Here is a 12,941-nt window from a genome sequence, read left to right as displayed (position 1 = left end):
GCCGGCTATACGCCGCGCAGCCGCGTCCGCGCGATGAGCAGCGCGACCAGCGTCGCGGCTACGCAGGCCAGCGCCGCGCGGTCGAGCGCATCGGTGAAGGCGGCGTGGGCGGCATCGAGCAGCGGCTCGGACAGCATCGCCGGCAGCCGCGCCGCCACCATCACCGCGCCGTCGAGCGTGCGCCGCGCCGGCTCCAAGAGGTCCGGCGCGATGGCGGGGATGTCGACGTTCGCCATGCTCAGCCGGTAGCTCGCCGCCACCAGGCTGCCGAGCACGGCGATGCCGAGCGCGCCGCCGAACTCGAAGCTGGTCTCCGAGATCGCCGAGGCCGCCCCGGCCCGCTCCGCCGGGGCGATGCGCATGACGAGATCGGTGGTGATGGTGCCGGCCGGCGACAGGCCGAGGCACATCAGCAGGATCGAGCCCATCAGCACCGGCAGCGGATCGGAGGCGTCGAGGCGGGTGAGCAGGGTGAAGCCGAGAACGGCCAGCACCAGCCCGCAGGACAGCACGTTCACCGGCCGGAAGTGCCGCACCAGCCAGGGGGTCGCCAGCGAGCCCAGCGCGAAGCAGATGCCCGAGGGCGCGGTCCACAGCCCGGCCTGCATCGGGCTCATGCCGAGCACCAGCTGCAGATATTGCGAGATGAAGACGAAGATGCCCATGGCGCCGAGCATCGCCGACATGTTGATGCCCAGCGCCGCGCCGAGGCCGGGGTGCTCGAACAGCGCGAGGTCGATCATCGGGTCGGCGAGGCGCTTCTGCCGGGCGACGAACAGCGCGCCGACGCCGAGGCCGAGCGCGATGGCTGCCGGCGCCTCCCAGCTCAGCCCGTGCTCGGCGATGTGCTTCATGCCGTAGATCAGCGCCAGCGTGGCGACGATGGATTGGACCGCGCTGATGAAGTCGAGCCGGCCGGCCTTCTCGTCGCGGAATTCCGGCAGCAGGATCGGCCCGGCGATCAGCAGGCCGATCATCACCGGCACCGCGGCGAGGAACACCGCGCCCCACCAGAAATAGGTCAGGATGACGCCGCCGATGAGCGGGCCGAGCGCCGCGCCGGAGGAAAAGCAGGCGATCCAGATGCCGATGGCGAAGGTGCGCTCGCGCTCGTCGAGGAAGATGTTGCGGATCAGCGAGAGCGTCGAGGGCGCCAGCGTCGCCCCGGCGATGCCGAGCAGAGCGCGGGCGGCGATCAGTTCCTCGGCGGTGCGGGCGAAGGCGGCGAGGATGGAGGCGGCGGCGAAGGCGGCGGCGCCGATGAGCAGCAGCCGGCGCCGGCCGATGCGGTCGCCCAACGTGCCCATCAGCATCAGCGTGCCGGCGACCATGAAGCCGTAGATGTCGATGATCCACAGAAGCTGCGAGGCCGAGGGCGCCAGATCCAGCGCCAGATGCGGCACGGCGAGGTTCAGCACCGTCAGGTCCATCGCATAGACCAGGCAGGGCAACGCGATGACGGAGAGCGCCAGCCAGTCGCGCGACGTCGCCTTGGCTGAAGTCGTCTCGGCGGGGTGGATCGGAGCCTGTGCCGCGTCCATGTCCTGCCTCCTGCCGTCCCTGCCCTGCCACGCGTCCCGCCTGAGCGGGGTGTGCTGGATACCCCATCCGGGCCGAAACGGCCAGCGCGGGGGGATTCCCGGGAAGCGGAGGGCCGCCGGAGGCTTTTAGCGGGCGCCGAGCACCATCTCGCGGATCCAGCCGACCAGCAGCGCGGAATAGGCGTCGCGCGCGGCCTTCTCGGAGAGCGCATGGTCGGCGCCGGCGATGACGCGGTAGGTCAGCGAATGCGCCTGGCGGAAGGCGGCGACGTAGTTGGCGATGGTGGTGTGCGGCACGAGGTCGTCGAACTCGGATTCGACCGCCAGCACGTCGCCCTGGAAGCGGGCGCAGGCGGCGAGCGCGCGGTTCTCCTCCGGGCTGATCTCGGAGTTGCGGTAGCTGGTCAGGTCCATGCGGTCGAGCTGGCCCTTGGCGAGCACCCAGTGCTCGTCGCGATAGAGCGCCGGCACGCGCAGCGACAGCCAGCGCACCGGGCGGAACGAGGTGAGGATGGTGGCGAGATAGGCGCCGTAGCTGGAGCCGACGATGGCCATGGCCGACTTGTCGACCATGGGGTGGTTCGCCAGCGCGTCATAGGCGGCCACCGCGTCGTGCAGGTTCTGGCGCGGCGTCACCTGCATGCGCATCGCCTCGGTGGCGGCATGGCCGCGCAGGTCGAAGGTCAGGCAGACGCAGCCGAGCGTGGCGATCTCGCGAGCCCGCTTGAGGTCGCTCTGCTGGCTGCCGGTCCAGCCGTGAAGGAAGAGGATGCCGGGAACCCCGGTGCGGGGGACGGCGAAGGTGCCGTCTATGTGGTCGTCATCGACGCTGATGCAGATGGAATCACAATGCACGGTGCCGGGCCTCGATCCTCGCATATTTGGTCAGCGGCCCGACCTCGGGGTCGTCGCCGGTGAAATAGACGAAGCCGTCCGCCGGCGGCTCCGGGCGGTCGCCATAGACTTCGACGCAGGCGGCGCGGACGCTGGCGAGCGTCGGGTCCTCGGCGAGGGCTTCGAAGGCGGCGATCTCCGCGCCGCTGGCGCCGCCGATGCGCCAGGACTGCTCGAGCACGCCGGTCTTGCGCATGCCGGCGGCATCCTGGCCGCAGATGACGTCGTAATTGCGCCGCGAGGCGATCAGGCCGGGGAAGTGTAGGAGCGCCGCATTGTCATAGGCGAGGGCGCAGCGCACCGCCGCGTGCGTGTCCTCGTCGAGGGGCAGCGCCAGCAGCCGGTCGAGCTCGCCCGGCATGACGGTGAGCGTCGAGCCGCCATAGGCGGCGCGGCCGGAATTGTCGATGGTGGCGCTCTGGAAGCCGTAATAGGACAGTACCGTGTCGCCGATGCGCACCCGGCCGATGCTGTAGACGACGTTCTCCGTGAGGTCCTGCTCCAGCACCAGCCCGCAGCGATCGAGCCGCTCCTGGTCGAGGCGGTCGAGCGCGGCGTCGAGCGCGTCGACGTCTGCGACCGCGTCCTGCTGGAGACCTCCATCGGCCCAGGCGGGCTTCAGCCGCACCGGCCCGGCCTCGATGAGCCGGCGGCCGGCCGCGTGCGCGCTTCTCAAGTCGAAGGCGGAGAAGCCGTCCAGCACGACGTGGCGCACGGCGCTCGCGAAGCCGGGCGAATAGCCGGCCGGCGCGTGCGCTTGCCTGCCGACCAGCCCATGGGTGATCGCCTTGCCGGCCTGCACCGTATAGGGCACCAGCCCGCCGAACAGGTCGAATTCGCTCTCTATGCCGAAGAGGGCCGCCTCCTCGCCGCCGATCAGCGTGGCCGTCGGCACGGCGTAATAGCGGGCGCCGGGGATCGGCGCCTCGTGGATGCCGAGGAACAGGCTGCCGCGCAGCCGGGCGATGCGCTCGGCCAGCGCGGCGGTGGTGCGCAGCCTGTGCCCGGCCGGGTCGCCGCCCTGCGGCAGCAGCACGACGGGGGCGGGCATCGCCGCGGCCGCGCCGGGAATTCCCGTCTCGTTCGCCGATAGGCGGTTCGGCATGCGACGCTCCCTGGCTGATCTTCTCGGCAGGCTAACCGTCCGGGCGGGCGGGGAGTTCCCCTATGGAGGGCGCCGGCATCCGCCGCTGTCACCAAAGCGCAATATGCTTCGCCTTACCTCGCAGCATCGCAGGAGGCTGGAAGATGACGAAACCCCAAGACGACACCGAAACCCGCGGTTGGCTGGACATCGAGCTCGAAGACGACATGGACGAGGAGCTCGAGCAGGAGGTCGACGACGCGCGCGTGCCGCCCGAGCTGCGCGCGCTGCTCGCCGAGCGCACCAAGAGCACCATCGACCGCCACACTTATTTCAACGAGCTGCTGCGCCTGCAGGGCGAATTGGTGAAGCTGCAGGACTGGGTGCGCTACAAGGGGCTGAAGCTCGTCGTCCTGTTCGAGGGCCGCGACAGCGCCGGCAAGGGCGGCGCCATCAAGCGCATCGCCCAGCGGGTCAACCCGCGCACCTGCCGGGTGGTGGCGCTGCCCGCGCCTTCCGACCGCGAGAAGACCCAGTGGTACTTCCAGTGCTACGTGCCGCATCTGCCGGCCGCCGGCGAGATCGTGCTGTTCGACCGCTCCTGGTACAACCGCGCCGGCGTCGAGCGGGTGATGGGCTTCGCGAACGAGGGGCAGGTCGAGGACTTCTTCCGCGACGTGCCGGAATTCGAGCGCATGCTGGTGCGCTCCGGCGTCGTGCTGGTGAAGTACTGGTTCTCCATCACCGACGAGGAGCAGCAGCTGCGCTTCCTCATGCGCATCTTCGACCCGATCAAGCAGTGGAAGCTCTCGCCCATGGACCTGCAGTCCCGCGTGCGCTGGGAGCAGTACACCAAGGCCAAGGAAGAGATGTTCGAGCGCACCAGCATTCCCGAGGCGCCCTGGCACATCGTGGAAGGCAACGACAAGAAGCGGGCGCGGCTGAACCTGATCTCGCATTTGCTGTCGGTCATCCCCTATGAGGAGGTGCCGCACGAGGAGATCACGCTGCCGGAGCGCGTGTTCGACCCCAATTACGAGCGCCGCACCTTGCCGGCCGAGCTCTACGTACCCCAGCGTTACTAACGGCAGCGCTATCGACTTTTGCGGGAGCGGTTTGGTCGTTCCCGCGCCCCCTAAGATAAGCCGGCAAATCAATTCGCCGCCGGCGTCATCGGAAAGCCTGACGCGGCCTGGAGGCGGCCCGGCCTTTGACACGGCTCGATGCCCCGACCGGCGCATATGCTAAGCATATAAATTGGAAGCGGCTTCGGCGGCGAACGCCAGCGCGGGGTAGACCCATGGTCTTCGCGGATCGGACGGAGGCCGGCCGCCGGCTGGCGGCGGCGCTCGAAAAATATGAGCCCTCCCATCCCGTCGTGCTGGCGCTGCCGCGCGGCGGCGTCCCGGTGGCGGCCGAGATCGCGCAGGCGCTCGGCGCGCCGCTCGATCTCCTGCTCGTGCGCAAGATCGGCCTGCCCTGGCAGCCCGAGCTCGCCATCGGCGCGGCGGTGGACGGCGCCGACCCGCTCATCGTGCGCAACGAGGCGATCATCGCCCATTCCGGGGTAAGCGAGGCCGAATTCCAGCGGGCGTGCCGCGAGGAGATGGCGGAGATCGAGCGCCGCAAGGCCCGCTATCTGCGCGGACGCGCCCGCGCGCCGCTGGCCGGGCGGGTGGTGATCGTCGTCGATGACGGCATCGCCACCGGCGCCACCATGAAGGCCGCCCTGCGGGCGATCCGCCAGCGCGGCCCTTCGAAGCTGGTGCTGGCGGTCCCCGTCGCCCCGGCCGACGCGCTCGCCGAATTGCGCCCCGAGGTCGACGAAATCGTCTGCCTCGACACGCCGGAACCGTTCGACGCGATCGGCTATTTCTACCGCGATTTCAGCCAGGTCAGCGACGAGGAAGTCATCGCCCTCCTCGCCCGCTTCCCGACCGGCCAGAGGCCCGCCAGCGGCTGAGCAACCCAGCCGCCGCTCTGGCCATCGGCACGCCGGCGGGCCAAGATCGGCCGGCGGCCGAAGGGTGCCGCGTCTGCGCGCGGGGGTGGAATGGCCGGTTTCGACTGCATGTACAGCCACGGCTTCCTGCGCGTCGCCTCCTGCGTGCCGCAGGGCCGGGTCGCCGATCCCGCCTTCGCGGCGCGCGCGCATCTCGACCTCGCGGCGCAGGGGCATGCGCGCCATGTCGGCGTGATGCTGTTCCCCGAGCTCGGGCTCTCCTCCTACGCCATCGACGACCTGCTGTTCCAGGACGCGCTGCTCGACCGCATCGAGGCCGCGCTCGCCGAGATCGCGGCGGCCTCGCGCGAGCTCTATCCGGTGCTGGTGGTCGGGGCGCCGCTGCGCCGCGAGGGGCAGCTCTTCAACACCGCCTTCGTCATCCATCGCGGGGCGATCCTCGGCGCCATCCCCAAGAGCTACCTGCCGAACTACCGCGAATTCTACGAGCGCCGGCATTTCACCCCGGGCCTCAGCGAGGGCGGCGGCACGGTGACGGTCGCCGGGCAGGAGGTGCCGTTCGGCACCGACCTCCTCTTCCGCTCGCAGGGCGACGTGGCCTTCACCTTCCATGTCGAGATCTGCGAGGACATCTGGGTGCCGCTGCCGCCCTCGACGCGGGCGGCGATGGCCGGTGCGGAGCTGCTGCTCAACCTTTCCGCCAGCAACATCACCATCGGCAAGGCGCGCCACCGCCGGCTGCTCTGCGCCAGCCAATCGGCGCGCTGCATCGCCGCCTATGCCTATTCGGCGGCGGGGCCGGGGGAATCGACCACCGACCTCGCTTGGGACGGCCAGACCGCCATCTTCGAGAATGGCGACGCGCTGGCGGAAAGCGAGCGCTTCCCGACCGAGCCGACCCTGACCGCCGCCGATATCGACCTCGAACGGCTGCGCCAGGAGCGCATGCGCACCGGCACCTTCGGCGACTGCGTGCGGGCCGAGGGGGTGGATGGCTTCCGCCTCGTCGAGTTCGGCCTCGACCGTCCGCAGGCGACGGTGGCGTTGGAGCGGGTGATCGAGCGCTTCCCCTATGTGCCGGCGGACCCGGCGCGGCTCGCCGAGGACTGCTACGAGGCCTACAACATCCAGGTGCAGGGGCTGGCGCAGCGGCTCGCGGCCACCGGTATCGCGCACGCCGTGATCGGCGTCTCCGGCGGCCTGGATTCGACGCAGGCGCTGATCGTCGCCGCGCGCGCCATGGACCTGCTCGGCCGCCCGCGTACCGACGTGCTCGCCTATACGCTGCCGGGCTTCGCCACCTCCGACGCCACCCGGGCCAACGCGCTGGCGCTGATCGCGGCGCTCGGCGTCACCGGCGGGGAGATCGACATCCGGCCGGCGGCGCGGCAGATGCTGGCCGATCTCGGCCATCCCTTCGGGCGCGGCGAGCCGGTCTACGACGTCACCTTCGAGAATGTGCAGGCGGGGCTGCGCACGGACTATCTGTTCCGCCTCGCCAACCAGAAAGGCGGGCTGGTGGTCGGCACCGGCGACCTCTCCGAGCTCGGGCTCGGCTGGTGCACCTATGGCGTCGGGGACCACATGTCCCACTACAACGTCAACGCCTCGGTGCCGAAGACGCTGATCCTGCACCTGATCCGCTTCGTCGCCGCCTCCGGCGACGTCTCGGCGGAGACGGTCGAGGTGCTGAACGCGGTGCTCGCCACCGAGATCTCGCCGGAGCTGGTGCCGACGGAGCCCGGTGCGGTCATCCAGTCGACGCAGCAGATCGTCGGGCCCTATGCGTTGCAGGACTTCAACCTGTTCTACCTCACCCGCCACGGCTACCGGCCCTCGCGCATCGCTTACCTCGCCGAGCAGGCCTGGGGCGATGCGGCGCGCGGAAGCTGGCCGGCGAACATCCCCGAGAGCGACCGGCGGGCCTTTACCCGCGAGGAGATCCGCCATTGGCTGCGGGTCTTCCTCACGCGCTTCTTCGCCAACCAGTTCAAGCGCTCGACCCTGCCGAACGGCCCGAAGATCACCTCCGGCGGCTCGCTGTCGCCGCGGGGCGACTGGCGCGCGCCCTCGGATGCGAGCGCCCGCGCCTGGCTGGAGGAGCTCGACGCCGCCCTGCCGCCGGAGGACTGACGCGGCTCACGGCGAGAGCAGCGTCTCCAGCCGATCGAGGAGCGGGCATTGGCTCGCCAGCAGCTTCACCCGCGCTTGCCGCAGGGCGAACCAGCCGGCGCGGTCGACCTCCGGATAGCTGAGCACCCGTCCGCTGCCGCGCGGCCATTCCAGCGTGACCAGCCCGCCGCCTTCTATGCGGGCGGGATCGAGATCGCCTTCGAGGGCGAAGGCGGTCACGACCTTCCCGCCGGCCTGCCGGATGCTGCCGAGCGGATGCAGCGTGCCTTTTGCCGGCCGCCCGAGCTCCTCTTCGAACTCCCGCCGGGCTGCGGCCTCGAGCTCCTCGTCCGGTTCCGGCAGGCCCTTGGGGATCGACCAGGCGCCCGCGTCCTTGCGGCTCCAGAAGGGGCCGCCGGGATGGACGAGCAGGACCTCGATGTCCCCGTCGCGGAGGCGGTACATCAGGATGCCGGCGCTCGATGTCATGCGTCTCGCCTCATCCGGACGCGCGGGAAGACATGGCCGGGCGCATGGCGGCGGGTATCAACTTTCCGGCGCCGGTCGCGAACGCGACGATCGGGGCGCGGGACTGCGGGCCGTTCCCGTTCGCCGAGGCGATGCGGGCGAGGCCCGTGGCGCGCGGGCCGGACGCGCATGAGCCGTGGTGCGCGCCGCCCCGGTGATCGCATCCGAGGTGGCCGCATCCGATGCGGCGTGGGATCCGATCCAGGTGGCGATGCGCGGCCAGACCTCGGCATGGGCGCGGCGGCCGGCGAGGATGGCGAGGTGCTGCAAGCCGACGCCGATCTCCGCCGGATGCGCCAGGATCTGCGTGTCGGTGCCGGTCATCCGGGCGAAGAAGGGCTCGACCGAGGCGCGCGGGCCGATCTCGTCGGCCTCGCTGACCGCGGCGAGCACCGGCAGGCGCAGATCGCCGGGGCCGAGCGTGCGGCCGCCAATGGCGAGGGTGCCCTTCTGGAAGCGGTTCTCCCGGTACAGCCAGTCGACCATCTGGTGGATGAGCCGTCCGGCCAGCGGCACCTCGTCCAGCGCCCAGCGCTCGATATGCATGTGGATGTCGAACGCCGCCGGATCGGCGAGGCTGAGCGCGCCGTCCATCCAGCGGTTCCAGATGAAGGTGCCGGGCGAGAGCATGGCGCAGGATTGCGACAGCTGCGAGCCCGCCACCGTGCCCTGCTCCGGCGTCGGACGCTTCTGCGCCGCCACCTGATCGCGGAACGGGCTCGATCCCGGCTCGAAGCTCAGCGGCGCGCCGAGCAGCACGAGGCCGCGGGCGATCTCCGGCTGCAGCGCGCAGGCGATGGCGGCAAGCGTGCCGCCGAGCGAATGGCCGAGGACGAAGCGGGCGGCGCCCGGCTGCTCGGCCGCGACCACCTTGCCGGCGGCGCCGATGGCGTCGACGTAGTCCGCGATGCCGTCGCTGCCGTCGCCCTGCGGCGGCAGCCATTCGATCAGATGGACGCCGAGGCCGCGTTCGAGGCAGAGGCGCACCACGCTGACGCCGGGCGTCAGATCCCAGATATAGGGCCGCTTGATCGGGGCCGGGACCATCAGCAGCGCCGCCGACGCCGCTTCGCCGGGATAGTGCCGCAGGCGCCAGTTCGGACCCGACGCGATCACATCGAAAACGCATTCGCGGGGGCCGAAGCCGAAGCGGTCGAGCGCGCCGGCCTGCAGCCGCCGCAGATTGTCCATCGCGCCGAGCTGGGCGCTGCGCAAGGCGCTGACGACATCGAAAGCGCCGATCTCCGGACTGTCGTGGAGGAAGGACCTGCTGCGCATGATGCTCTCCATGCCTGATGCCGGCGGCTGAACGGCCGGCGTGCCGCGTCCAACTCGGTTTCCCGTATCCGCCCGCACCCGATCCTCGCCCTGCATGACATAGGGCCCGTTCACCGTCGCACAGGCGCTGCGGAACGCGATTTTTCATCCAGGCATGCGCGGCGATGGTCCGCCTTGAGCCGCGTCAAGCGTCCGGCCGCCGGTGGCCGCCCCGGGCCCGCCATTTGCGCTACTCGTCATTTGAGCCCCCCATGATTGCAACATTGGGCGAGTTCACGCCTATGTTTCATGGATGTCCTACCGGGAAGGACCAGTCCGATCGACGCGCCGCATTCGCCCAACCGCCGCACAGGGGAGCCCGTCTTGAATCGTCGCGAAATTCCGGTCGATCCGCTTGCGGCGCTCTATGAGCCGATCATTCGGCATCGTCCTTCGCCGTTCGTGATCGCCCAGCTCGGCCAGTCGCTCGACGGACGGATCGCGACGCCGACCGGAAAATCCCGCGACATCAACGGCTGCTGCGGCATGGATCATCTGCACCGGCTGCGCGCCATCGCCGATGTGGTGGTCGTCGGCGTCGGCACCGTGCTGGCCGACGATCCCCAGCTCACCACGCGGCGGGTGCCCGGCCGCAGCCCGGCGCGCGCCGTCATCGACCCGAGTGGCCGCTCGTCGCGCCAGTCGCGATGGCTGCGCGAGGATGGCTGCCGGCGCATCGTGTTCTCGGAGAATGCGCACGGCTGGCCGGACGAGGTGGAGCGCATCGGCACCGACCACGACCCCGCTATTTTCGAACCCGCACGACTGATCGCCGCCCTGGCGGCGCGCGGCCACCGGACCGTGCTGGTCGAAGGCGGCGCCTCGACCATCTCGCGCTTCATCGATGCCGGCGTGGTCGACCGCCTGCACGTCTGCCTCTCCCCGATCATCCTCGGATCGGGGCGGCCGGGGCTTGACCTCAGGCCCATCGACGAACTCGACGACGCACTGCGTCCGCGGGCGCGGACCTATCTGCTCGACGACGGTAATATTCTCTATGATTGCGATCTGCGCAGCGCGGCCGACGGAGGGGCGGATGTCGTTTCCTGAGCAGGGTGCCGAGGCGGTCCGCTACAGCCTGGCCGCACGGAGGCTGCACTGGATCGTCGCGGCCTTCGTGATCTGCCAGCTTCCGCTCGGGCTCTACATGGTCGCCCGCGGCCAGGCGACGAATTTCGACGCCGCGACGGGCTCGCTCTACAGCCTGCACAAGCTGCTCGGCTTCACCCTGCTGTGGCTGGTGGTGCTGCGCGTGCTGGTCCGCCTCGGACGCGGCGCGCCGCCGCCGGTGGCGACGCTGACGCCGTTCGAGCGCATCGCCTCGCTCACCGTCCATTACGCGCTCTATGCGCTGCTGCTGGTGGTGCCGGTGCTCGGCTGGGCCGGCATCTCCGCCTATCCCGCCCTCGACATCTTCGGGCTGTTCAACCTGCCGGCGATCCTTCCCCCCGACCAGCCGCTCGCCAACCGGATCCTCGGCGTGCACGGCCTGCTCGCGCTGCTGCTCGGGCTTCTGGTGCTCCTTCATGTCGCGGCGGCGCTGCGCCACCGCTTCGTCAAGCATGACGGGGTGATGCGGCGCATGTGGCCGCCGGGCTGAAGCACCTAGCGCGCGGTCACGCCGCGAAGACGTCCCGATGGCCGATCGTCACCCGCACTGCTGCGGCGCGGCCCGCGCCCCATCGCGCAAAGGCGTCGCGTGCCTCCGGCTCGATCTCGCCGGCCGCTTGGGCGAAGCCTTCCGCGAGGCGGGCGATCAACGCGGCGTCCCGCTCCGCCAGCTCCCACGGGCTGTCGCCCGAGGCGGCGCGATAGCCGTGCTGCGACAGCAATTGCGCGAAGGTCTCGCCCGAGGCCGGCCCGAGCGCCGGCCCGAAGCCCTTGTCGCCGCGCTGGTGGCGGTTGAAGGCGGCGACCACGCGGGCATCGAGCGGGTTCTCGGGCTGCCAGCGGGCGGTGCCGTCATAGTTCAGCACGGAATAGAGCGGCACGCGTTGCCGCGCCGAGCACGCGACCAGCCGCTCCAGCCAGTCCTCTGAGACGAGATCGAACAGCGCCGCGGCCGTCACCAGCCCGGCGCCGAGATCTGTGAAGTCGAGGTCGCGGGTCGCGAGGTCCGCGCATTCGAGGTTGACCTCGATCCGGCGGCCGTCCTTGTGCAGCTCGACGCCGCCGGCGGTCGGGCGCACGTCGTCCGCCCAGTCGGCAAGGCGCTGGCGCGCCGCCGCCAGCAGGGCGGCATCGCCGTCGATCAGGCGCCAGTGCTGGCGGGGCGGCAGCGAGGGCGCCAGCGCCCGCAGGTTCGAGCCCGTGCCGCAGCCGAGATCGACCACGACGAGAGATTCCCGCCCGGCGAAATGCTCGCGCACCTGTGCCGCCAGCCCGGCGTGCCGGGAGGCGTGGTCGACGGGCTCGCGTAGGGCCAGCCAGCCGGCGTCGAAGCCGCTCATCGCGCGACGTCCCGCAGCACGGCCATGATGGTCGCCGCGGTGCGGGGCCAGTCGGGAAGCGAGGCCGCATGGTCCCAGGCGTTCTGGGCCAGCGCCTTCCGGCGGTCGGGATCGCGCAGCAGCGCACCGAGGCCCACCGCGAGGCCGGCAGCGTCGTTCGGGGCGACCAGCACGGAGGCCGCCGGCGGCACGGTGTCGGGGATCGCGCCGCCGCTTGTCGCCACCACGGGGAGCCCGTGCGCCAGCGCCTCGGTCAGCGCCATGCCGTAGCCCTCGAACAGCGAGGCGGTGACGAAGATGTCGGCGGCGTCGAACTCCTGCTCCAGCGCCTCGCCCAGAAGCGCGCCGGTCAGCGCGACGCGGTCGCCGAGGCCGTGCGCCGCGATGGCCCGGCGCAGCCGCCGCGTCTCCCCGGCGTCGCGATCGGTCGCCCCGACGATGCGGCAGGTCCAGTCGAATGAGGCGAGCGCGGCCAGCGCCTCGACGAGGACGCCATGGGCCTTGCGCGGGATGACCGTGCCGATGCTGAGCAGGCGCACCGGCGAGCCGGTGCCGCGCGCGCGCGGGCGCGGATCGGTGCCGGGCAGGGCGACGACGAGGCGGCCGGGCTCGACGCCATAGTCGCGTTCCAGCAGGCGGGCGGTCGAGGGGCTGGTGGCGATGACCGCCGAGGCGAGCGCGAGGGCGGCGCGCTCGCTGGCGACGAGGCTCGCCTTCTGCGCCTCGTCGAGCCCCTCCTCCAGCGCGAGGGGATGGTGGACGAGGGCGACGAGCGGGCGGTCGAGGCGGCGCAGTAGCTCTGGCGGCAGGACGCTGAAGGCGAGCCCGTCGATCAGCAGCGCCTGTCCCGCCGGGACGGCTTTCAGCTGCGCCTCGGTTTCGGCCAGCTCCCGCGGCGTGGGGAAGGGGAAGCCACCGGGCAGGGCGACATGCGTCACGATGCTCCCGGCGCGGCGGCCCTCCGTGATGACGCGCCGGTCATAGCCATAGCCGCCGGTGGGAAGGTCGATGTCGCCGGGAATGGCGAAGGCGAAGCCGGTCACGCGATGGTC

Annotated in this window: 12 protein-coding genes; 5 read left to right on the top strand and 7 right to left on the bottom strand. The window is 71.1% G+C overall.

Going from position 1 to position 12,941, the window contains the following annotated elements; translation table 11 throughout:
• Positions 1-5: 5 nt before the first annotated feature.
• From SNOV_RS18620 to SNOV_RS18610, 3 genes are all read right to left on the bottom strand, one after another.
• A complete protein-coding gene (locus SNOV_RS18620; protein WP_013168517.1) occupies positions 6-1,541 on the bottom strand; it encodes an MFS transporter in 1,536 nt (511 codons plus the stop codon).
• Between the two features lie 126 nt (positions 1,542-1,667).
• On the bottom strand, positions 1,668-2,396 hold the full coding sequence (locus SNOV_RS18615) for an alpha/beta hydrolase family protein (protein ID WP_013168516.1): 729 nt from the start codon (positions 2,394-2,396) through the stop codon (positions 1,668-1,670).
• A complete protein-coding gene (locus SNOV_RS18610) occupies positions 2,386-3,540 on the bottom strand; it encodes a DUF3182 family protein (RefSeq protein WP_013168515.1) in 1,155 nt (384 codons plus the stop codon). Before SNOV_RS18610 ends, SNOV_RS18615 begins: the two co-directional genes overlap by 11 nt.
• 143 nt (positions 3,541-3,683) lie before the next feature.
• On the opposite strand from SNOV_RS18610, the gene ppk2 reads away from it, so the two are divergent.
• The 3 genes from ppk2 to SNOV_RS18595 all read left to right on the top strand — a co-directional run bounded on the left by ppk2 (position 3,684) and on the right by SNOV_RS18595 (position 7,615).
• Complete coding sequence (ppk2, locus tag SNOV_RS18605) at positions 3,684-4,604, top strand: polyphosphate kinase 2 (RefSeq protein WP_013168514.1); 921 nt, start codon at positions 3,684-3,686, stop codon at positions 4,602-4,604.
• Positions 4,605-4,819: 215 nt separating this feature from the next.
• Positions 4,820-5,482: a phosphoribosyltransferase gene (locus tag SNOV_RS18600; RefSeq protein ID WP_013168513.1), complete on the top strand. Its 663-nt coding sequence runs from the start codon at positions 4,820-4,822 to the stop codon at positions 5,480-5,482.
• Between the two features lie 90 nt (positions 5,483-5,572).
• Positions 5,573-7,615: an NAD(+) synthase gene (locus SNOV_RS18595; RefSeq protein ID WP_013168512.1), complete on the top strand. Its 2,043-nt coding sequence runs from the start codon at positions 5,573-5,575 to the stop codon at positions 7,613-7,615.
• Positions 7,616-7,621: 6 nt separating this feature from the next.
• On the opposite strand, the gene SNOV_RS18590 is transcribed toward SNOV_RS18595, so the two are convergent.
• Both SNOV_RS18590 and SNOV_RS18585 read right to left on the bottom strand, forming a co-directional pair.
• Positions 7,622-8,083, bottom strand: a complete 462-nt coding sequence (locus tag SNOV_RS18590) for an NUDIX hydrolase (RefSeq protein ID WP_013168511.1) — start codon at positions 8,081-8,083, stop codon at positions 7,622-7,624.
• A 57-nt stretch (positions 8,084-8,140) separates the two neighbouring features.
• Positions 8,141-9,400: a serine aminopeptidase domain-containing protein gene (locus SNOV_RS18585; protein ID WP_013168510.1), complete on the bottom strand. Its 1,260-nt coding sequence runs from the start codon at positions 9,398-9,400 to the stop codon at positions 8,141-8,143.
• Positions 9,401-9,763: 363 nt separating this feature from the next.
• Between SNOV_RS18585 and SNOV_RS18580 the strand changes: the two genes are divergently transcribed.
• Both SNOV_RS18580 and SNOV_RS18575 read left to right on the top strand, forming a co-directional pair.
• Positions 9,764-10,489, top strand: coding sequence for a RibD family protein (locus tag SNOV_RS18580; RefSeq protein WP_013168509.1), 726 nt, complete (start codon positions 9,764-9,766; stop codon positions 10,487-10,489).
• A complete protein-coding gene (locus SNOV_RS18575; RefSeq protein WP_013168508.1) occupies positions 10,476-11,039 on the top strand; it encodes a cytochrome b in 564 nt (187 codons plus the stop codon). The genes SNOV_RS18580 and SNOV_RS18575 overlap by 14 nt, the downstream gene beginning before the upstream one ends.
• 16 nt (positions 11,040-11,055) lie before the next feature.
• Here the strand turns inward: SNOV_RS18575 and SNOV_RS18570 are convergent, their stop codons facing one another.
• Together SNOV_RS18570 and SNOV_RS18565 are read right to left on the bottom strand one after the other, a co-directional pair.
• A complete protein-coding gene (locus SNOV_RS18570) occupies positions 11,056-11,889 on the bottom strand; it encodes a methyltransferase domain-containing protein (RefSeq protein ID WP_013168507.1) in 834 nt (277 codons plus the stop codon).
• Positions 11,886-12,932 (bottom strand): glycosyltransferase family 4 protein, encoded by a 1,047-nt coding sequence (locus SNOV_RS18565; protein ID WP_013168506.1) that lies wholly within the window; start codon positions 12,930-12,932, stop codon positions 11,886-11,888. The genes SNOV_RS18570 and SNOV_RS18565 overlap by 4 nt, the downstream gene beginning before the upstream one ends.
• Positions 12,933-12,941 lie beyond the last annotated feature (9 nt).

It is taken from the genome of Ancylobacter novellus DSM 506 (assembly GCF_000092925.1).
GTDB classification, from domain to species: domain Bacteria; phylum Pseudomonadota; class Alphaproteobacteria; order Rhizobiales; family Xanthobacteraceae; genus Ancylobacter; species Ancylobacter novellus.
This window is presented reverse-complemented; position numbering and strand designations above follow the sequence as displayed.